Here is a 19,090-nt window from a genome sequence, read left to right as displayed (position 1 = left end):
TGCTGTGCGGGATTTTCAGCGGGCAAGCAGAGCATTAGGTTTTTTTTGGCCGTATCGCCCTTGTTTGTATCAGGAACGAAGATTGCTGGCAGGTGCGCGGAAGCCGGTGCTATTGTTTTTTTCGGAATGGACGGCAACGGGCCGGCCATGTAGCAACGGGCGTCCGCGGCCTGCGGGCGCGTATCCTGGAGGCACCCCATGAAGAAAATCTCGATGCTGGTCGCGGCGCTTGCGTTCGCAGGCGCGTCTGGCGCGGCGCTGGCGGAAGACGTGTCGATGTCGTTCCTGAGCGTGGACGGCGTGGGCAAGAGCGCTGGCACGATCACGCTCAAGGACACCAAGGGCGGGCTGCAGCTTACGCCGCATTTGAAGGGTTTGCCGCCGGGCGAACACGGTTTTCATGTGCATGAGAAGGGTTCTTGCGAGCCTGGCATGGTGAACAACCAGATGGCGGCTGGCGGCGCTGCGGGCGGGCATTTCGATCCCAAGGGCACCAAGGCGCACAAGGGGCCGATGGCGACCGACGGGCATCAGGGCGATCTGCCGTTCATCGTGGTCGCTGCCGACGGCACGGCGACGAAGGCGGTGGTGGCGCCGCATCTGAAGCTGGCCGATGTGAAGGGCCGTGCGGTAATGGTGCACGTGGGCGGCGACAACTACAGCGATACCCCGGCGCCGCTGGGCGGCGGGGGCGGCCGGCTGGTTTGCGGCGTGGTGAAGTAGCCGCTTGGGCGGTCAGGCCGTGCCGTTGCGGCCGTACAGCTGGTAGCCGGCCCGTTCGGCGAGCCGGTCGTAGTAGGCGGCGACGGCCGGCAACCGTGGTTTTTCAAATGGGGTGCTGAACCAGCGGTTCACCGACAGGCCGACCGGTATGTCGGCCAGCGAGAACGCGGGGCCGGCGACGTAGCCGCCGGCCTGTTCCAGGCGCTGGTCCAGTATCGCCATGTAGCGCGCCCATTCGCGGCAGGACGCCTCGATCGCGGCGCGGTCGCGGTGGGCGGGGGATTCGCGCACCAGGGCCATGAAGGCGTAGCTCCAGGCGCGGTTCAGGTCGGTGGCCTGCCAGTCCATCCATTGGTCGACGCGGGCGCGCAGTCTGGGTTCGACGGGATACAGGCGCTGGCCGCCGTATTGCGCGGCCAGGTAGCGGATGATGCTGTTGGACTCCCACAGCACGAAGTCGCCGTCCTGGATGACGGGCACCATCGCGTTCGGGTTAAGCGCCAGGAAGGCGGGATCGCCGGTGGGCTGGAACCCGGAGCCCCAGTCTTCGCGTTCGAAAGGCAGGTCCAGTTCGGCGCAGGTCCAGAGCACCTTGCGCACGTTGATGGATGAGGCTTTACCCAGGATTTTCAGCATCTTGCCGCCGCCGTGTTGATTGACGGCGGCAGTCTAGCGGTCGCCGGCGGGCGCGCACAGATACAGATTGCCGCTTTTGCGTGCGCAACAGCGCTTAATAGGCGCCGGCCTCGGGCTGGGTGCGCAGGCGCAGCACGGGCGAGGTGTACAGCACCACGAATTGCACTGCGAAGCCGGCGGTCGATACCCACAGGCAGGCTTCGACGCCGACGCGCGCGGCAAGCGCGGCGCCGATCAGCGCGCCGACCGGCCGGGCGCCGAAGGTGGCGGTCAGGATCACGGCGGACACGCGGCCCAGCAGGGCGTTGGGCGTGATCGCCTGGCGCAGCGTGGTGGTGGTGATGGTCCAGAGTATGGGGCCCGCGCCGAACAGGAAGAAGCCCGCCGCGGCCCATGCGCCGGACGGAAACGCCAGCGTGGAAAGCAGGATGGCGCTTGCGATCAGCGCGGCCAGCGGGCCCACGGCGATCATGCCGCCGAAGCTCAGCCGCTGCGCCAGCCAGGGGGCCAGCAAGGCGCCGGCGACCATGCCGCCGCCGTACACGCCCAGCGTCAGGCCGACGGCCGCGGCCGACAGGCCCAGCCGTTCGATGGCGTAGGCCACATAGATGGCCTGCAGCACGAACCACGCGGTATTGAAGAACACGGCGGTCACCAGCACCGGGCGCAGCAGCGGATGCGTGAGGACGAACGCCGCGCCTTCGCGCAGTTCCTCCAGCAGGCGGCGGCGCGGCGCGAGGCCGGGCGTGTCGTGGGGCAGGCCGGCCAGCAGCAGGGCCGCCAGCAGCGACAGCACGGTGGCCAGCACATAGGCCGAGGGCGCGCCCATCCAGCCGACCAGCGCGCCGCCGGCGGCTGGCCCTGCGGAGAAGGCGGTGCTGCGGGCCAGTTCCAGCCAGCGGTTGGCGCTGGCCAGTCCGGCGGGCGCGACCAGCCGCGGCACCAGCGCCGGCGCGGCGACGTTATACGCGACCGTGCCGACCGCGCCCAGGAATCCCAGCGCGGCCAGCCAGCCCAGGTCAAGCCCGCCCGTGGCCAGCAGCGCCAGCAGGCCCAGCAGGCTGGCGGCGCGCACGCACTCCGCCGCGGTCATCAGCGCGCGCCGGGACATCCGGTCGGCCAGCACGCCGGCGGGCAGGGACAGCAGCAGGAAGGGCAGGGTCTGGGCGGTTTGCAGATAGCCGGTTTCGGCAGCGCTGGCGCCCAGCGCCAGCACCGCGACCAGCGGGGCGGCCGCCAGCGCCATCTGTTCGGAGAATTGGGCGGCCAGGTTGGAGGCGGCCAGGCGGCGGAACGCTGAGGGCAGGGCGGACATGGGGGGCGGACGGCGGAAACGACAAGGGCACGATCATGATCGTGCCCTTGTCCGCCGGCACTCCGTTCCTTGCCATGGGCAAGGCGGCGCCTCAGCTCACCGCATCAAGGGATGGGCGGATAGTCGCCGAAGCCGTCCGGCCAGGGCGTCAGCACTTCGTAGCCGGTCTCGGTCACGACCACCATGTGCTCCCATTGCGCCGACAGCGAGCGGTCCTTGGTGACCACGGTCCAGCCGTCGGGCAGCTGCTTGGTCTGGGGCTTGCCGGCGTTGATCATGGGTTCGATGGTGAACATCATGCCAGGCTGCAGCACCATGCCTTCGCCGGGGCGGCCGTAGTGCAGCACCTGCGGATCGTCGTGGTAGATCTGGCCGATGCCATGGCCGCAGTACTCGCGCACGATGCTGAAGTGCTCGCGGTGCGCCACGGTCTGGATGGCGTGGCCGATGTCGCCCAGCGTCGCACCGGGCTTGACGGCCATGATGCCGGCGCGCATGGCTTCATAGGTGGTGTTGACCAGGCGCCGCGCCAGCGGGCTGGGCTGGCCCACGTAGTACATGCGGCTGGTGTCGCCGAACCAGCCGTCCTTGATCACGGCGACGTCGATGTTGAGGATGTCGCCGTTCTTCAGCACCTTGGCGGACGGGATGCCGTGGCAGATCACGTGGTTGGCCGAGGCGCAGATGGTCTTGGGAAAGCCGTGGTAGCCGACGTTGGCGGGTATCGCCTTCTGCACGTTGACGATGTAGTCGTGGCAGATGCGGTCCAGCTCATCGGTGGTGACGCCGGGGCGGACGTGTTCGGCAATCATGTGCAGCACTTCCGCCGCCATGGCGCCGGCCTTGCGGGCCATTTCGATGTCGGCGGCGGACTTGATGGAAACCTTCTTCGCCATTTACGCGGCCTCCTGCTGGGCTGGCTGTGGCAAGCCTTGGGACAAGGAGGCGATGGTGAAGCCCTCGGCCTGTTCGATGCGGATCAGCAATTGACAGATGTCGGCGTGGCGCAGCTCGGGGTAGAGCTCGGACAGCATGCCGATGCGCATCCAGTGTTCGGCCTGGGAATTGATGGAGCGGCTGAGCGCGCCGCTGGCGACGCGGAGGTTCTCATGCATTTGCTCGGAGATCTTGACGATGCCCATGGAGTGAATGATCCATATATGTTTTGTATATGGATCGTATCTTACCGCCGATAGGCGGCAGGGCGCAAATCGGGCGAGGACTAGCGGCCTTTGCCGCGCGCCGTCTTCTTGGCGCCGGCGCGGGGCGCGGCTTCCTTGGGCGGGGGCGCGATGGCGGCGTGCACCTGTTCCATCCACATCAGCGCGTCGGTGTACGACAGGAACTGCTGCAGATAGCCTGGCGACACTTCGCGCATCAGCGACAGCGCGCGGTGCACCAGCTGGTTGGAGTTGAGCGGGCCGGCGTTCTTGTGCACCTGCTCCTGGGACTGCCGCACCTGGCGGTCGGCGCTGACCCGCGACCAGACGCCGCGGAAGTATTCCAAGGTTTGCAGTTCGGGGTAGGAAGCGCGCAGGTCGGCGGCGCCGCGCGCGTCGGGGCCGGCGTCGGCGATGTACGCGGTCAGCGCCGCCAGCGGTCCGGATTCCGGGATGCCGGCAGCAGGCGCGGAGACGTTTTCGGCCGCATCCGCGGGCGCGCCGTCCAGCTCGGCCTCGTAGGCCTGGATCAGCGCCGCCAGCTTGCCGTCCAGCAGCCTGCGGGCTTCGCCGCCTTGGGCGGCTGCGCGCCGTTGCAGCGCGTCCATGAACTGGAAGCGGACGGGAGCCACGCGGTCGGCGCCGGCCTCGCGCCAGGCGTCCAGCATCGCGCGGGCGTCGATGATCTCGCCGCGGGTGCCGTCACTGGCCATGCGAGGTCCCGGCGTCGCTGGAGGGCTTGGGAATGGGCGCGATTTCGACCCGGCGGTTCTTGGACCGGCCGTCCTCATCCGCGTTCGAGGCCACCGGCTGTTCCGAACCGAAGGCCGCGGCGAACACGGCCGACGAAGGCACGCCCTCGTCGATCAGCGCGCGCGTCACGGTCAAGGCGCGCTGCGCGGACAGGTCCCAGTTGTCGGCAAAGCGCCGGTTGCCTTCGCGCACCTGCTGGTCGTCGGTATAGCCGCTGACCATCAGGATCTCGTTGTGCGACTTCAGATAGGCCGACAAGGGCTCGATCAGGCTTTTCAGGACTTCACGGCCCTCGGGCTGCAACTGGTCGGAGTTCAGGGCGAACAGGACGCTGCCGCTGATGCCGATGCGGCCGTCGATCAGGGTCACGCGGCCGGCGGCCAGCGGACCCGCCAGCGCCTGCTCCAGCGTTTCGCGGCGCTGGGTTTCGACCTGGCGTTGCTTGACCTCTTCTTCCAGCTGGGTGGACAGCTGCAGTTGGACCGCGACGACGCTCACCAGGATCAGGACGAAGGCGCCCAGCAGCACCGACATCAGGTCGCCGAAGACGGCCCAGGCCGGGACTGTGGGCTCCACGCCGCCGTCGATGTCCTCGCTCATGCCGCTTCCGCCCCGGCCGTCGCGCGCTGGATGGCCAGCTGCTGCAGGTTCTCGATGATCTGCTTCTGCGACACCATGCTCAGGTCCACCACTTCACGGGCCTGCGCCACGTAGTAGGCGAGCTGCTCGTCGCCGCGCGCGATGGACTTGTCCAGCGCCGCTTCGATGCGCTGCAGGTGCGCCACCAGCTTGTCGTTGGACTCGCCGAAGAGCTGCACGGCAGTGCCGAAGGACTCGCCCAGGCTGGCCACTTCGGCCGCGCCGCTGGCGACCTGCGCGGCCACCTCGGCCAGCTTGCCGGTTTCGGCCTGCGCCTGTTCGGTGAACTGCGTGCCGACGCGGTCCAGCAGCTCTGCCGACGAGGACACCAGCGCGTCCACGGCCGTGCGCTGTTCGGCGGCGGTGTGGTTGACGGCGTCCAGCAGGGTGCCCAAGGTTTCCAGCAGGCGGTTGCGTTCCTCCAGCATGTCGTTGTCGCGCTCCATGCTGTCGGAGAGCTTCTGGCGCAGTTCGCCGATGACTTCGGCGGCGGCGCGCGGCGCTTCGGACGCGGCCTGCACCAGGCGGCCAATCTCGGCGATGGTGTCGTTGGCGGACGCCTGGGTCTGCGCGCTGATGTCCTGCGCCGTGATGGCCAGCGTGTCGCAGATCTGCTGCTGCTGGTTGGCCGTGTAGGAACTGGTCTGTTCCCATTCGGCGCGCAGCGACTCGGCGATCGTGCCGAGCTTGCCGGTCCAGGCTTCCAGGCGCGCTTGGTCCTCGGCGGCGAGCGCGTTCTGCAGGTCCGTCTGCGATTGCTCCAGCGTTTGCAGCAGGGCGGCGGAGTGTTGTTCGAATGCCGCGGCGGCGGTTTCCAGCGCCTGCTGGTTGTCGCCGGCCAGCTTGGCGTTGGCCTGCTCCTGGCGCGCCTGCGCATCGGTCCAGGCCTGGGTGACGCCGGTGGCGGCCGTTTCCAGGCGGGCCGATACGCTTTCCAGCAGGCCGGCCTGGGCCTGGGTCTGGGCCGTGATGTCGCGCGCGGTCTGGGCCAGGGTGTCGTTGACTTCCAACTGGCGCAGCGCGGCCTGGGTGCCGGCCTGTTCCCATTCCTGGCCGAGCTTGGCGGCCATGGCGGTGAGCGTGCCGGTCCAGGCGGCCAGGCGTTCCTGGTCGCGCGAGGCCAGCGCGGCCTGCAACTCGGCGTGCGATTGGTCCAGCGTTTGCAGCAGCGCGGCGGAATGTTGCTCGAAGGCGGCGGCGGCGGTTTCCAGCGCTTGCTGGGTATCGCCGGCCAGTTTGGCGTTGGCCTGCTCCTGGCGCGCCTGCGCCTCGGTCCAGGCCTGGGTGACGCCGGTGGCGGCCGTTTCCAGGCGGGCCGATACGCTTTCCAGCAATCCCGCCTGGGCCTGGGTTTGCGCCGAAACGTCGCGCGCGGTCTGGGCCAGGGCGTCGTTGACTTCCAGCTGGCGCAGGGCGGCCTGGGTGCCGGCCTGTTCCCATTCCTGGCCGAGCTTGGCGGCCATGGCGGTAAGCGTGCCGGTCCAGGCGGCCAGGCGTTCCTGGTCGCGCGAGGCCAGCGCGGTTTGCAATTCGGCGTGCGACTGGTCCAGCGTTTGCAGCAGCGCGGCGGAATGTTGTTCGAAGGTGGCGGCGGCGGTTTCCAGCGCTTGCTGGTTGTCGCCGGCCAGCTTGGCGTTGACCTGTTCCTGGCGGGCTTGCGCCTCGGTCCAGGCCTGGGTGACGCTGCCGGCCGCCGTTTCCAGGCGGGCCGAGACGCTTTCCAGCAGGCCGGCCTGGGCCTGCGTTTGCGCGGCGATGTCGCGCGCGGTCTGGGCCAGCGTGTCGCTGGCGGCCTGTTGGCGGGCCACGGTGTCGGCGCCGGCCTGCTGCCATTCCTGGCTCAGCGTGGCGGCCATGGCGGTGAGCGTGCCGGTCCAGGCGGCCAGGCGTTCCTGGTCGCGCGAGGCCAGCGCGGCCTGCAGTTGCGTGTGCGACTGGTCCAGCGTCTGCAGCAGGGCCGCGGAATGCTGTTCGAAGGTGGCGGCCGCGGCGGCCAGGGCCTCGCGGTTGTCGCCAGCCAGCTTTTCGCCGGCCTGTTCCTGGCGCGCCAGGGCGCTGGCCCATTGCTGCGAGACGCCGTTGGCGGCCGCCTCCATGCGGGCGGACACGCCTTCCAGCAGCCGCGCCTGGACTTCCGCCTGCGCGGTGATGTCGCGCACGGTCTGCGCCAGCGTGGCGCTGATGGCTTCCTGGCGTTCGGCGGCCTGCGCGCCGGACTGCTCCCATTCCTGGCGCAGCGTGGCGCCCATGGCGCCCAGGGTGTCGGTCCAGGCGGCCAGGCGCTGCTGGTCGCGCGAGGCCAGCTCGGACTGCAGCAGGGTGTGCGATTGGTTCAGCGTGCGCAAGAGCGAGGCCGAATGCTGCTCGAAGCTGGCCGCGGCCGCGGTCAGGGCCTGCAGATTGTCGCCAGCCAGCTTTTCGCTGGCCTGCTCCTGGCGCGACAACGCCTGGGTCCAGGCTTGCGACATGCTGCCCGACGATTCCTCCAGGCGCGAGGACACGCTGTCCAGCAGGGCGGCCGAGCGCTGTTCGAAGGTCTGGGCGAAGTGGTCGAGCGAGGCGCGCAGGTCCTGCGACAGGGCCTCGCTGGCGCGCTGCTGGCCGGCCAGGGCCTGGTTCCAGATGCCGGCGACGTTGCTGGTGGTGGCCTGGAAGCCCGAGGTCAGGCCTTCCAGCTGGCGCTGCACGGCTTGCGTCACGGTGTCCTGCAGGGACGCGGTTTCGCGCGACAGGCTGGCCATCGTCGCTTCCACCACGGGTTGCAGGGCGGCGCCGGCCGAGCGCGCGCTTTGCGACACGCTTTCCTTCATGGACTGTTCCATGACGGCGGCCAGGCGCGAATAGGCGGCCTCGGCCTTGCCCTGGAACGCGTCCTGGCTGGCCATGTGGCGGTCGCTCAGGGCCTGGTTCTGGCGGGCCATGTCGCCCATCATGGCTTGCAGCTTGTCGACCAGGGTGGGCATGGCCTCCGCCTGGCGCTGCATCACTTCAGCCTGGCGTTGCAGCAGCTTGAAGGATTCTTCGCGTTGATAGCCCTGCGAGTACACGCGCAGGGTGGTTGCGGCCTTGCTGTCCAGCAGTTGCGCCGCGCGCACGCGGTCGCGGCGGCACAGGGCTGCCAGCAGACCCAGCATGGCGGAGCTGGCCACGCCGGCGATCGAGGTGCCGAAGGCAAAGCCCAGGCCCTTGACCGGCGCGGCGAGCGAGGCGCGGATGGCGGCCAGGTCGGTGGCGCTTTCCAGCGCCAGGCCGGTGCCGCGCAGGGTCACGACCATGCCCAGGAAGGTCCCCAGCATGCCCAGCAGCACCAGCAGGCCGACCAGGTATGGCGTCAGCGCCGGGCCAGGCAGGCCCGCGCGCTCGCCTTCGATGCGCAGGCGCGCGGCGTTGCGCAGGCCCGGCGGCAACTGGTCCAGCCAGGATCCCAGATTGCCGGGCGCTTCGGACAGGCCCGAGAGCGCGCGCGTCAACGAGGACGTCGCCTGCTGGTAGCGCAGCAGTTCCAGCGCGCCGCCCAGGTAACAGACGCCTATCAGCAAGGTCACGGCCAGCGCCAGCGGGTTGGTGCCCGCATAGCCCACGCCGATCCAGCCCACGACGGCCAGACCCGCCAAGAAAACCACGAGATTAGTCAGATATTTGGACATAGTGTCCCGGTTAGCTGGCGCGAAGGGTGGCAAGCAGCCCTTCGACCGGTTGTAAACGAACATCCAATTCGGCCAGCAGCACGCTGCGCATGTCTTTGCGGAACGTGTCCAGCCAGGCGCCCGGCGTTATCGATGCCGGCGCCGCAGCGGGCGCCGCGCCCGTCTCGGCCGCGGCATCGCCTTGCGCCTCCGTCTCGGCGCCGGCCTCGGCTGGAACTTCAGCCAATGCGGCAGCCTCGGCCAAGGCCGCGGCCTCCGCGTCGCGCAGGCGCTCGAAATGGCCCTGCAGCAACTTCGGAATCGCGCCGAACAGCGCGCGTTCCTTGGGCAGCAGGGCGCGGTCCATGATGGCGTCGACCACCGCCAGGCGCGTCATTTCGCCGTTTTTGGCCGCGACCATGCCGCGCAGCCGGCTGCGCAGATTGCCCACCGCGGTTTCCATCGTGTGCTGCAACGACAGATAGCGCTGGCGAAAATTCGCGTAATCGGCGTCGGCCTCGGCCAGCGCCGCCAGTTGTTTGGCGGGGGCCGGCGCTTGTCCGGGCGTGCGCCGCTTGGCGGCCGTGGCCGCGGTGTCGCTGGCGATGGCGTCGGCCAACGTGGTCCGCACGCGTTCGCACTCGCGCTCTTCGGCGCTGCTGAACATGCGCGCGCCGGGGGCGATTACCGGCGGGCTGGTATTCAGCGCCGCGGAGAGCGCGATCGCATCCGTCCAGCCGAGCCACTGGCTCAGATGGTCCGAGAGCGATTGCCTGGATTGCGGAACGTCGACATCCGTCAGGCGAGTCAGCAAGCGAATGAGCGTCGGGCCGCTTAAACCTGTGCGCTGTGGGGCCTGCAACATACCACCAGAGTCAAAAAGGGGGGAGTTTACACGGTGGAGGGCGGCGTCAGGGGCAGGGGGCGGACGGCAAGGGCGTGCCGCCCGCAAAAAGAGGGTCGCATCATCTGCGGATGCAATATTGTGACGGGGTTATGCCACCCGGCGGATCCGGAGTTCTGGCGCCAAGCCATGCGCCGGGTTGTCCTGCCGGGCGTCCAGGTATTCGGCCAGAAAATCGATGAGGTACCGGGTCCGGGCTGGCAGCAAGCGGGTTTCAGTCAGGGCATGGACCTCGATCGGTCCCAGGCTCCAGGCCGGCAGCACGCGCGCCAGCTCGCCCGAGCGCAGCCGGCCGCTTTCGTCGCCGCCCAGCGCCGCGATGCCGGCGCCCAACACGGCAAGCTGCCTGGCCATGCAGGCGTCGTTGGCGCCGTAGCGGTGCTCCACCGGAACCAGCAACTGTTCACGCCCGCGCTGCAGCGGCCAGGGCGCGGGCTGCCCGCCGCCGGCGCGCAGCCCGATGCAGTCGTGGCGCGCCAGGTCGGCGGGGCTGACAGGCGTGCCGCGCGCGGCCAGGTAGGCGGGCGAGGCATACAGGCCGGCCTGCACCGCGCTCAGGCGGCGCGCCACCAGCGACGAGTCGGGCAGTTCGCCCAGGCGGATGGCGACGTCGCCGATCTCGGGCGGGTGCTCGGCGAACTCGGGTCCGGCCACGCTCATCTGGAGCTGGATAGCCGGGTAGCGGCTGCCGAACGCCACCAGGGCGGGCATCAAGGCGTCCAGCGCATAGGCCGCGGGCAGCTGGATGCGCAGCGGCCCGCTGGGGATTTCCAGCTGTTCGCGCAGTTCCTCGTGGGCGATCTCGGCCTCGGCCACGATGCGGCGGCAGCGTTCGAAATACAACCGCCCGGCGTCGGTCAGCTCCACGCGGCGCGTGTTGCGGCTGAGCAGCCGCAGGCCGACCGAGCGCTCCAGTTCGGCCACCTGGCGCGACACCGTGGAGGTGGGCATGCCGAGCGTCGCGGCGGCCCGGCTGAAGCTATGCGCCTTCGCCACTTCGGCGAACAGTTCCATGCCTTGCAGGCGTTTCATGGGCGTGCCTCCCCTGCGGCCAGGCGCGCTGGCGCGCTGATGAAGTCCGGACGGCCCTGGCTGGCCAGCGCGCCGCTCGCGGCGGGCAGCGCGCCGGCCGTCAGGGGGCCGCTTGCTAAAATGTGTTGCTTCATTCCGTTGCTTCCCATGCGTTTTTTCGGCGGGCCGGGGTCCAGTTCCCCGTCATAGGAGCGCATTGTCGGCATGGGGTTTTAATAATTTTTTAAAGCGATGCCTGCATGCTGCGGCATCGTTGACGGTTCTGGAGTTTTCTTGCGTGTCCTGCTAGTTGAAGACGACGCCATGCTGGGCGACGCCGTGCACACCAGCCTGGCGCAGTCCGGCGCCGACGTGCAATGGGTGCGCGACGTCGCGCAGGCGCGGCTGGCCCTGGTGGATCACGGCTTTCAAGCCGTGCTGCTGGACCTGGGGCTGCCGGACGGCAGCGGACTGGCGGTCCTGAAGCATCTGCGTACGCGCTACGATGCCACGCCGGTGCTGATCCTGACCGCCCGCGACCGGCTGAGCGAGCGGATACAGGGCCTGGATGCCGGCGCCGACGACTACATCGTCAAGCCATTCCAACTGGACGAACTGCTGGCGCGGCTGCGCGCGGTGGTCCGGCGCAGCAGCAACGCCGTGGTCTCGGCGCTGCGCTGCCGCGACGTGGTGCTGGAGCCGGCCAGGCGGGCGGTGACCCGCGCGGGCGTCGAGGTCAGCCTCAGCGCGCATGAATACCGCACGCTGCTGGCGCTGATGGAGCGCGTCGGCCACACCGTCAGCCGCGAACAGCTGGAGGCCGCCGTCTACGGCGACAGCGGCGCCATCGAAAGCAACACGGTGGCCGTCTATATCCACCAGTTGCGCCGCAAGCTGGGCGACAAGCTCATCGCCACCGTCCACGGCCTGGGCTACCGCATCGAGGCCGGCGAATGAAGACGCTGCGCAAGCAGCTCACGCTGACGCTGCTGTTGACGATGGCGCTGTCCTGGATCGCGGTGTTCGCCTTCCAGCAGTACGAAGCCGCGCGCTCGCAGACCGGCGCGCGCGATCAATGGCTGCACGACGCGGCCAGCCAGATGCTGGCGTCGCTGCCGGTCAGCCTGCTGGGCAACGAGGCCCCGTCCGAGCGTTTCACCCCGCCCGCATCCAGCCGTGTCGACGGCGACAAGGTGCGTTTCCACCTGTGGTCGCTGGCCGACCGCCGGCTGCTGCTGCGCTCGCCCGAGTCGCCCGCGCAGCCCTTGAGCGGCGGCTTCCAGGACGGTTATTTCGACGTGCGCGCCGACGGCATGGACTGGCGCGTGTACGCGATCTCCGACGCGCAGGGGCGGGTGCAGGTGCAGGTGGCGCGGCCGCAGAGCGAATTGCGCGCGCAGTCGCTGTACAGCCTGAAGCGCGGACTGCTCATCGTGTCTATTCTGTTCGTGCTGTTGGCCGTGGTGAGCTGGATGGTGGTCGGCCGCGCCTTCCGCAAGGTGGACCGTGCCGGCGTGGCCATTGCGCGGCGCGGTCCGTTTGACCTGGCGCCGCTGCCCATGGCCGGCATGCCGGGCGAACTGCGTCCCTTCATACGCTCGATCAACCAGCTGCTGCTGCGGGTCAAGGGCGGCATGGACCGCGAACGGCGTTTTCTGGAAGATGCCGCGCACGAGCTGCGCACCCCGCTTGCCGCGCTGAGCGCGCACGCGGAGCTGGTGGCCCGCAGCGCGGGTTCGGGAGACGCCCCGGCCGCCATCGAGAAACTGCGCCTGGTCGCCCAGCGCACCTCGCGCCTGTCGGAACAATTGCTGGACCAGGCCCGCATGGATGCGCTCAGCGCCAGCGCCGATGAACCGGAGCTGGTCGAACTGGACGCGCTGGTCGCCATGCTGGTGCGCGACTGGGAAACCGACGCCACCCGCAAGCAGCTGCGCATCCAGCTGGACGTGCAGGCCTGCGTCGTCCGGGGGCGGCTGGACGCGCTGGGCGTGCTGGTGCGCAATCTGCTGGACAATGCCGTGCGCTATACGCAGAGCGGCGACCAGATCGCCGTGTCCTGCGGACCGTCGGCGGACGGCGGAGCCTGCCTGCGCGTGGCGGACGATGGGCCGGGCATCGCGCCGGAGGAACGCGCGCGCGTGTTCGACCGTTTCTATCGCGCCCCGGGCAGCGCCGCGGGCGGCAGCGGCATCGGCCTGTCGCTGGTGGCGCAGATCGCGCAGCAGCACGGCGCCGAGGTCACGCTGGGCGAGGGCCTGCGCGGCGCGGGCGTGGCGCTGACAGTGAGTTTCCCGCCTGCGGTCGGGGGAACTGCCGCGGCAGGGGCGCCGCGCGCCTGAATCCCGCCGGCCGTGAAGCCGGCTGCCCCGACTACGCTGCGAATCGCCGCCGGATGGTAGATTAGTTCCCGGTAAGCGGACTGCGGGAGCAGCGTCAGTGGCGGGAGTTCCATGGATGTTCTGATCACCTCGGCCGCGCGCGCGCTGGCCGCCGGCAATCCGCTGGGCGCCCTGAACCTTGTGGCCCTGCGCGACGACGCGCCCGCGCTGGCCCTGCGCGGCATCGCCATGGCCCAGCTGGGCGATTTCCGCCGCGCCCGGACCTTGCTGCGCAGCGCGGCCCGGAACTTCGATCACAAGAATGTGTTGGCCCGCTCCCGATGCGTCGTGGCCGAGGCCGAGATCGCCCTGGTATCGCGCGATCTGGCCTGGCCGGAAAAGGCCCTGGAGACCGCGCGCGCTGCGCTGCAAGCCCACGGCGACCCGGCCAATGCCGCGCATGCGCGTCATCTGCAGGCCCGGCGCGAACTGCTGCTTGGCCAGCTCGACCGGGCCGAGGACGCCCTGACCACGCTGGACCCGGCCTTGCTGGCCCCGGCTTCCCGCGCCATCCATGAATTGATAGCTGCCGGTATCGCCTTGCGGCGCCTGCGCACCGAGCGCGCGCGCGCCGCGCTGACCCAGGCGGAACTGGCGGCCCGCGTCGCCGGCATCCCCGCGCTGATGGCCGAGGTGGAACAGGCCACCCTGGTCCTGAATACGCCAGCCGCGCGCCTGATCGGGCAGGGCGTGCAGCGGCCCATTCTGCTGGATGAAGTGGAAGCGCTGCTGGCATCCGACACGCTGGTCGTGGACGGCTGCCGCCATGCGGTGCGCAGCGCGGGCCGCGAGATTGCGCTGGCGAGCCGGCCGGTGCTGTTCGCGCTGGCGCGTGTCCTGGCTGAAGCCTGGCCGCAGTCCGCGCCCAGGGAAACGCTCATCGAGCAGGCCTTCCGCACCGCCTATTTCGATGAAACGCACCGCGCGCGCCTGCGCGTCGAGATAGGGCGCCTGCGCGCGGCCTTGGACGGTGTGGCCGGTATCAGCGCCGCGCGCGGCGGTTTCGTCCTCAAACCGCAGGCCGGCCGGCCGGTCGCGCTATTGGCCCTGCCTGGCGGTGAAGGCGACAGGGATCAGGGAGCAGTGCTGGCCTGCCTGGCGGACGGCGAAGCCTGGTCCAGTTCCGCCCTGGCCCTGGCGCTGGGGGCAAGCCAGCGCACCGTGCAGCGTACGTTGGACGCATTGGCCGTGGCGGGCAAGGTGCAGGCTTGCGGACAGGGCCGGGCCCGCCGCTGGATGACGCCGCCGGTGCCGGGATTCACGACAACCTTGTTACTCCCGGCCGCGCTGGCCGCCGACTAGCATGAATGCTCGAACTCCAGTTCAAGGACATCGACATGAAACGAACGCAAGCCCAGATCATCCGCGAGTACGGCCCATTTCCCGGCGTGCAGGCCGTGCATGGCGTGACCTATGACGGCCGGCAAGTGTGGTTCGCCGCCGGCGAAAAGCTGATTGCCATGGACCCGGATAGCGGCAGCACCCAAGCCACGATCGACATCGTCGCCGACGCGGGCACGGCCTTTGACGGCAAGCATCTCTATCAGATCTCCGACGGCACCATCGTCAAGCTGGAACCGCGGAGCGGCCGGGTGCTGAGCCGCATCCCAGCGCCCGGCGGCGGCGCTTCGGGCATGGCCTGGGCCGAGGGCAGCCTGTGGGTGGCCGAGTACCGCCAGCGCAAGATCCACCAGGTGGATCCCGAAACCGGCCGCGTGCTGCGCACCATCGAATCCAACCGCTACGTCACCGGCGTGACCTGGGTGGACGGCCAGTTGTGGCACGGCACCTGGGAGGACGGCGCCAGCGATCTGCGGCAGCTGGACGAAAAGACCGGCGACGTGCTGCAAAGCGTGGAGATGCCGGCCGGCATCGGCGTGTCGGGGCTGGAATCAGATGGCGCCGGCTGCTTTTTCTGCGGCGGCGGCGACAGCGGCAAGCTGAGGGCGGTGCGCCGTCCGCCAGCCAAGGCCGACGATACGGCGGTCACCAACGGATGATGTAGGGCCTGTCTCCCAGTTCCCACACGCCGTTTTTCCGTTCCAGCATGATGTACTCGGTCTGCCATTCGTCCGGCTGGTCCTCCGGCGCAAAGCCGGATAGATACGGACGGAAGGCGGGATCCGCCGCCCAATCCGCAGTGCTCCGGTCCAGCCGCCACTCGAACTTCACCGCCGAGACCAGGTTGGGGTTGTCGTCGAATGGATTCTTGAGCGGCTTGGTATGGGTGAGGATCTTGCCGATCTGCAGGCCGGGGGCGCAGAACTTCGCGGTATAGACCAGCTTGGAGCTGAGGCGGGCCTCGCCATCGGTGTAGTAGGGCCGGCCTTTATCCGTCAGCTCCATGCGGCTGCTCGCGTCCTCCGGATCCTCGTCCGCTCGCGGCGGCCCGCCGTCGCCGCTGGCGCTGACGCGCTTGACCGTGACCAGCTGATGCTTGATCAACCCCTGCACGATCCTGTCCTGGCTTTCCAGGAACGCGGTGTAGACATCGGTGGGCAAGGGCCGCACGCCCACGACGTTGACGCAGGCGCCGACCGGCGCATATTCCGGTTGCGCCGTGGCCTCGACCAGGATCTTGCGCATCTTGCCTTCGGTCAGGCCCGGGCCCAGCGGCGATTGCCACCATGCATAAAAACCCGCGGCGCCAGCGATGATCAGGCCCAAGGCCCAGGCCTTGCGTGGCATCCGGCGGCGGTTGACGGCGCGCTGCTTCTGGTTCATTCCTACCCCTGCTGATGACAGTGCCGCGATGGTAACGCGTGCACTGTCCATCATCCAAAAGACCTAATCCGCATTTCTAGGGTAATTCCTGACAAGAAGCTGATTGTCAGCGATTAGTCAGAAAGGTTTAATCAGGCTCACGCTTTGCGCATCGTCCGCAATCGCGCCGGCGGGATCCCGCAGCAGGCTTCACCATCCCGCGCCCACGCAGGAGTAGTAACTACAAGCTGGTCCATGTAGTCCTAATTCAGGAGACAAGACGCCATGCAACACGTTACCAAGCCCCGCCGCAAGTTCATCTCCGGCGCCGCTGTCGCCGGGGCCGCCGCACTAGGCTTTCCGGCAGTGGCCCGCGCGCAGAACGCCCCGGTTTCCCTGCGTTTCCAGAGCACCTGGCCCGCCAACGACATCTTCCACGAGTTCGCCCGCGACTATGCGCAGAAGGTCAACGACATGGCCGGCGGCCAGTTGAAGATCGAGATCCTGCCGGCCGGCGCCGTGGTCAAGGCCTTCGACCTGCTGGATGCGGTGTCCGCCGGCACGCTGGACGGCGGGCATGGGGTGGTCGCCTACTGGTACGGCAAGAACACGGCGGTGGCGCTGTGGGGATCGGGGCCGTCCTTCGGCATGGATGCCAACATGCTGCTGGCCTGGCACGAGTACGGCGGCGGCAAGGAGCTGCTGGTCGAGATCCAGAAAGCCATGGGCGTGAACGTGGTGTCGCTGATGTACGGGCCGATGCCGACTCAGCCTTTCGGATGGTTCAAACGTCCTATCACAAAGATGGAGGAGGTCAAGGGCCTCAAGTTCCGCACCGTGGGCCTGGCCATCGACATGTACACGGCCATGGGTGCCGCCGTGAACGCGTTGCCCGGCGGGGAAATCGTGCCCGCGCTGGACCGCGGCCTGCTGGACGGGGCGGAGTTCAACAACGCTTCGTCGGATCTGGCCCTGGGCTTCCAGGACGTCTCCAAGATCTGCATGCTGCAGAGCTTCCACCAAAGCGCGGAGCAGTTCGAAATCCTGTTCAACAAGGCCAAGTACGACGCGCTGCCGGAGCACCTGAAGCACATCCTCAGCTATGCCGCGCAGGCCTCCAGCGCGGACATGTCCTGGAAGGCGGCAAACCGCTATTCGCAGGACTACGTCAAGCTGCAGAAGGACCACAACGTCAAGTTCTACAAGACGCCCGACGCCATCCTGCAGCAGCAGCTGAAGATCTGGGACGAGATGATCGCCAAGCGCTCGGCCGAAAACCCCTTGTTCAAGAAGGTGCTGGAATCGCAGCGGGCCTTCGCCGAGCGCGTCGGGCGCTGGCACGGGGATACCTCGGTCAACTTCCGCATGGCCTACAACCACTACTTCTCGCGCTCCACCAAACAGGCTTGAAGGGCCGCTACCTGTATTCCGCGCCGCGCGCCGCACCCCGGCGCGCGGCGGGACGCCATGCGTCTTGACCTGGAAGCGAGATGATCCGAATCATACGTTTCATAGACCGCATCTCCACGTTTGTCGGGCAGGCCTTTGCCTGGTTGATCGTAGTCCTGACCTTGCATGTGTGTTGGGAGGTGGCCGCGCGCTACCTGTGGAACCAGCCCAGCGCCTGGGCGTTCGACATGCAGATGATGTATTACGGCATCCTGTTCATGATGGCGGGGGCCTATACCCTGGCCAAGAACGGACACGTGCGCGGAGACATCCTGTACGGCTTCCTGCCGCCGCGCGTGCAGGCGGCGCTGGACCTGATCCTGTACATCGTGTTCTTCTTCCCCGGCGTGATCGCGCTGGTGTGGGCGGGCTGGTACTACGCGGGCTACTCCATCGCCATCCGCGAGCATTCGTCGCTGATGGCCAACGGGCCGCCCATCTATCCCTTCAAGGCCTTCATCCCGATAGCCGGCGCGGTGCTGCTGGTGCAGGGCGTGGCGGAAGTGTTGCGCTGCGTACTGTGCCTGAAGCGCGGCGCCTGGCCCTCGCGCGAGGAGGACGTCGAGGAAGTGGACGTCGACAAGCTCAAGAAGATGGTGCATGTGAAGGACGAAGACATCGCCAAGCTGGACCGCTACGTCACCACCGGGGAGCCGCGCTCATGAAGATCCACAAGGCGCTGTGGTTCGGCCTGTCGTGCATCGGCCTGGTGCTGCTGATGATCGTGTTCCTGACGCCCTGGGACCATCTGACCACGGGGCATATCGGCCTCTTGATGCTGGCGCTTATCGTGGTCGCCATCATGCTGGGCTTTCCGACGGCGTTCACGTTGATGGGCATGGGGGTGTTGTTCACCTTCCTGGCGTACTACATGCAGAGTTCGGACGCGGCGCGTTCGGTCGGGCAGACGCTGGACCTGATGGTGCAGCGGACCTACGCCACGATGACCAACGACTCGCTGATTTCGATCCCGCTGTTCGTGTTCATGGGTTATCTGGTCGAACGCGCCAACCTGATCGAAAAGCTGTTCCGCTCCATGCACCTGGCGCTGGCGCGCCTGCCGGGCGCGCTGGCGGTGGCCACGCTGGCGACCTGCGCCATCTTCGCCACCGCCACGGGCATCGTGGGCGCCGTGGTCACGTTGATGGGCTTGCTGGCGATGCCGGCCATGCTGAAGGCCGGCTACAGCGTGCGCCTGACAGCCGGGTCGATCACGGCGGGCGGCTGCCTGGGCATCCTGCTGCCGCCTTCCGTGATGCTGATCGTGTACGGCGCGACCACCGGCGTGTCGGTGGTGCAGCTGTATGCCGGCGCGCTGTTCCCGGGCATCATGCTGGCGGTGCTGTACATGATCTACGTGATCATCGTGGCCAAGCTGCGCCCCGACATGGCGCCGCCCCTGCCCAAAGAAGAACGCGGCGTGCCGTTGTCCCCGGAATCCGCGGCGCTGGCCTCCGGAGGCTACACGCGCGCCGTGTCCGGCATGCTGGCGGCCTTGTTCAAGGGTCGCCGCAACAAGGACGTGCCGCTGGGCTTCCTGATGCGCAACATGGCGCTGGCGATTGCGCCGCTGGCGGTTACGGTGCTGCTGGTGGCCGTGGTCTACCAGGCGACGACGCGGCCGGCGGTGGTATACGAGATCCCCGCCGAATTGCAGCTTGGGTCGGGGGGATTCGATTCGGGCCTGAGCGAGCCGCCGTCGGACGGACTGGCGGAGCCGCCTTCGAACGAATTGGCCGAACCGCCTGCGAACGAGTTGGCGGAGCCGCCTTCGAACGAGCCGCCCGCGG

Annotated in this window: 19 protein-coding genes; 8 read left to right on the top strand and 11 right to left on the bottom strand. The window is 68.5% G+C overall.

Features of this window, described 5'->3' with window-relative positions:
* Window positions 1-198: 198 nt before the first annotated feature.
* The gene (gene sodC, locus N5C88_RS30795; RefSeq protein ID WP_054456408.1) at window positions 199-723 is read left to right on the top strand and encodes a superoxide dismutase family protein; all 525 of its coding nucleotides are present in this window, start codon (window positions 199-201) and stop codon (window positions 721-723) included.
* A 12-nt stretch (window positions 724-735) separates the two neighbouring features.
* Here sodC and N5C88_RS30790 read toward each other — a convergent pair whose 3' ends face one another.
* The 10 genes from N5C88_RS30790 to N5C88_RS30745 form a co-directional block, all read right to left on the bottom strand.
* Window positions 736-1,359, bottom strand: coding sequence for a glutathione S-transferase (locus tag N5C88_RS30790; RefSeq protein ID WP_280016872.1), 624 nt, complete (start codon window positions 1,357-1,359; stop codon window positions 736-738).
* A 94-nt stretch (window positions 1,360-1,453) separates the two neighbouring features.
* Window positions 1,454-2,674 (bottom strand): MFS transporter, encoded by a 1,221-nt coding sequence (locus N5C88_RS30785; protein WP_059373071.1) that lies wholly within the window; start codon window positions 2,672-2,674, stop codon window positions 1,454-1,456.
* Between the two features lie 104 nt (window positions 2,675-2,778).
* The gene (map, locus tag N5C88_RS30780) at window positions 2,779-3,570 is read right to left on the bottom strand and encodes a type I methionyl aminopeptidase (RefSeq protein ID WP_054456411.1); all 792 of its coding nucleotides are present in this window, start codon (window positions 3,568-3,570) and stop codon (window positions 2,779-2,781) included.
* A complete protein-coding gene (locus tag N5C88_RS30775) occupies window positions 3,571-3,816 on the bottom strand; it encodes a ParD-like family protein (protein ID WP_118933270.1) in 246 nt (81 codons plus the stop codon).
* A gap of 80 nt (window positions 3,817-3,896) precedes the next feature.
* Entirely contained in the window at window positions 3,897-4,547 is a 651-nt protein-coding gene (locus N5C88_RS30770) for a DUF2894 domain-containing protein (protein WP_280016871.1), read from the bottom strand.
* Window positions 4,537-5,187 carry an OmpA family protein gene (locus tag N5C88_RS30765; protein ID WP_054456414.1) on the bottom strand — a complete coding sequence of 217 codons (651 nt, stop codon included), beginning with the start codon at window positions 5,185-5,187 and terminating at the stop codon, window positions 4,537-4,539. The genes N5C88_RS30770 and N5C88_RS30765 overlap by 11 nt, the downstream gene beginning before the upstream one ends.
* A complete protein-coding gene (locus N5C88_RS30760) occupies window positions 5,184-8,873 on the bottom strand; it encodes a DUF802 domain-containing protein (RefSeq protein WP_280016870.1) in 3,690 nt (1,229 codons plus the stop codon). The genes N5C88_RS30765 and N5C88_RS30760 overlap by 4 nt, the downstream gene beginning before the upstream one ends.
* A gap of 10 nt (window positions 8,874-8,883) precedes the next feature.
* Window positions 8,884-9,717, bottom strand: coding sequence for a DUF3348 domain-containing protein (locus tag N5C88_RS30755; protein WP_059379512.1), 834 nt, complete (start codon window positions 9,715-9,717; stop codon window positions 8,884-8,886).
* A 129-nt stretch (window positions 9,718-9,846) separates the two neighbouring features.
* Window positions 9,847-10,788: a LysR family transcriptional regulator gene (locus N5C88_RS30750; protein WP_280016869.1), complete on the bottom strand. Its 942-nt coding sequence runs from the start codon at window positions 10,786-10,788 to the stop codon at window positions 9,847-9,849.
* The gene (locus N5C88_RS30745) at window positions 10,785-10,922 is read right to left on the bottom strand and encodes a hypothetical protein (protein WP_251879778.1); all 138 of its coding nucleotides are present in this window, start codon (window positions 10,920-10,922) and stop codon (window positions 10,785-10,787) included. Before N5C88_RS30745 ends, N5C88_RS30750 begins: the two co-directional genes overlap by 4 nt.
* A 139-nt stretch (window positions 10,923-11,061) precedes the next feature.
* Between N5C88_RS30745 and N5C88_RS30740 the strand changes: the two genes are divergently transcribed.
* The 4 genes from N5C88_RS30740 (at window position 11,062) to N5C88_RS30725 (ending at window position 15,148) form a co-directional block, all read left to right on the top strand.
* Window positions 11,062-11,724 carry a response regulator transcription factor gene (locus tag N5C88_RS30740; RefSeq protein WP_059379509.1) on the top strand — a complete coding sequence of 221 codons (663 nt, stop codon included), beginning with the start codon at window positions 11,062-11,064 and terminating at the stop codon, window positions 11,722-11,724.
* A complete protein-coding gene (locus N5C88_RS30735) occupies window positions 11,721-13,109 on the top strand; it encodes an ATP-binding protein (RefSeq protein WP_280016868.1) in 1,389 nt (462 codons plus the stop codon). The genes N5C88_RS30740 and N5C88_RS30735 overlap by 4 nt, the downstream gene beginning before the upstream one ends.
* Before the next feature lie 111 nt (window positions 13,110-13,220).
* Window positions 13,221-14,450, top strand: a complete 1,230-nt coding sequence (locus N5C88_RS30730) for a helix-turn-helix domain-containing protein (RefSeq protein ID WP_280016867.1) — start codon at window positions 13,221-13,223, stop codon at window positions 14,448-14,450.
* 35 nt (window positions 14,451-14,485) lie between these two features.
* The gene (locus tag N5C88_RS30725; RefSeq protein ID WP_280016866.1) at window positions 14,486-15,148 is read left to right on the top strand and encodes a glutamine cyclotransferase; all 663 of its coding nucleotides are present in this window, start codon (window positions 14,486-14,488) and stop codon (window positions 15,146-15,148) included.
* On the opposite strand, the gene N5C88_RS30720 is transcribed toward N5C88_RS30725, so the two are convergent.
* Window positions 15,135-15,872 (bottom strand): hypothetical protein, encoded by a 738-nt coding sequence (locus N5C88_RS30720; protein ID WP_280016865.1) that lies wholly within the window; start codon window positions 15,870-15,872, stop codon window positions 15,135-15,137. The genes N5C88_RS30725 and N5C88_RS30720 overlap by 14 nt on opposite strands.
* 264 nt (window positions 15,873-16,136) lie before the next feature.
* Between N5C88_RS30720 and N5C88_RS30715 the strand changes: the two genes are divergently transcribed.
* The 3 genes from N5C88_RS30715 to N5C88_RS30705 form a co-directional block, all read left to right on the top strand.
* Entirely contained in the window at window positions 16,137-17,261 is a 1,125-nt protein-coding gene (locus tag N5C88_RS30715) for a TRAP transporter substrate-binding protein (protein WP_059380142.1), read from the top strand.
* Window positions 17,262-17,341: 80 nt separating this feature from the next.
* On the top strand, window positions 17,342-17,965 hold the full coding sequence (locus tag N5C88_RS30710; RefSeq protein ID WP_059380141.1) for a TRAP transporter small permease subunit: 624 nt from the start codon (window positions 17,342-17,344) through the stop codon (window positions 17,963-17,965).
* A partial coding sequence (locus N5C88_RS30705) for a TRAP transporter large permease subunit (RefSeq protein ID WP_280016864.1) occupies window positions 17,962-19,090 on the top strand: 1,129 nt, incomplete at its 3' end. The genes N5C88_RS30710 and N5C88_RS30705, both read left to right, overlap by 4 nt.

Source organism: Achromobacter sp. GD03932 (genome assembly GCF_029839485.1).
Classification (GTDB): Bacteria; Pseudomonadota; Gammaproteobacteria; order Burkholderiales; family Burkholderiaceae_B; genus Achromobacter; species Achromobacter bronchisepticus_A.
Note: the sequence above shows the minus strand (reverse complement) of the source record. Positions and strands in the feature narration are given on the sequence as shown.

Excerpts from the sequence above, each read along its gene's own strand:
- N5C88_RS30735 (WP_280016868.1), top strand. The coding sequence starts at position 11,721 with ATGAAGACGCTGCGCAAGCAGCTCACGCTGACGCTGCTGTTGACGATG.
- sodC (WP_054456408.1), top strand. The coding sequence starts at position 199 with ATGAAGAAAATCTCGATGCTGGTCGCGGCGCTTGCGTTCGCAGGCGCG.
- N5C88_RS30790 (WP_280016872.1), bottom strand. The coding sequence starts at position 1,359 with ATGCTGAAAATCCTGGGTAAAGCCTCATCCATCAACGTGCGCAAGGTG.
- N5C88_RS30725 (WP_280016866.1), top strand. The coding sequence starts at position 14,486 with ATGAAACGAACGCAAGCCCAGATCATCCGCGAGTACGGCCCATTTCCC.
- N5C88_RS30745 (WP_251879778.1), bottom strand. The coding sequence starts at position 10,922 with ATGAAGCAACACATTTTAGCAAGCGGCCCCCTGACGGCCGGCGCGCTG.
- N5C88_RS30775 (WP_118933270.1), bottom strand. The coding sequence starts at position 3,816 with ATGGGCATCGTCAAGATCTCCGAGCAAATGCATGAGAACCTCCGCGTC.
- N5C88_RS30760 (WP_280016870.1), bottom strand. The coding sequence starts at position 8,873 with ATGTCCAAATATCTGACTAATCTCGTGGTTTTCTTGGCGGGTCTGGCC.
- N5C88_RS30710 (WP_059380141.1), top strand. The coding sequence starts at position 17,342 with ATGATCCGAATCATACGTTTCATAGACCGCATCTCCACGTTTGTCGGG.
- N5C88_RS30720 (WP_280016865.1), bottom strand. The coding sequence starts at position 15,872 with ATGAACCAGAAGCAGCGCGCCGTCAACCGCCGCCGGATGCCACGCAAG.
- N5C88_RS30755 (WP_059379512.1), bottom strand. The coding sequence starts at position 9,717 with ATGTTGCAGGCCCCACAGCGCACAGGTTTAAGCGGCCCGACGCTCATT.
- N5C88_RS30765 (WP_054456414.1), bottom strand. The coding sequence starts at position 5,187 with ATGAGCGAGGACATCGACGGCGGCGTGGAGCCCACAGTCCCGGCCTGG.
- N5C88_RS30715 (WP_059380142.1), top strand. The coding sequence starts at position 16,137 with ATGCAACACGTTACCAAGCCCCGCCGCAAGTTCATCTCCGGCGCCGCT.
- N5C88_RS30785 (WP_059373071.1), bottom strand. The coding sequence starts at position 2,674 with ATGTCCGCCCTGCCCTCAGCGTTCCGCCGCCTGGCCGCCTCCAACCTG.
- map (WP_054456411.1), bottom strand. The coding sequence starts at position 3,570 with ATGGCGAAGAAGGTTTCCATCAAGTCCGCCGCCGACATCGAAATGGCC.
- N5C88_RS30770 (WP_280016871.1), bottom strand. The coding sequence starts at position 4,547 with ATGGCCAGTGACGGCACCCGCGGCGAGATCATCGACGCCCGCGCGATG.
- N5C88_RS30730 (WP_280016867.1), top strand. The coding sequence starts at position 13,221 with ATGGATGTTCTGATCACCTCGGCCGCGCGCGCGCTGGCCGCCGGCAAT.
- N5C88_RS30750 (WP_280016869.1), bottom strand. The coding sequence starts at position 10,788 with ATGAAACGCCTGCAAGGCATGGAACTGTTCGCCGAAGTGGCGAAGGCG.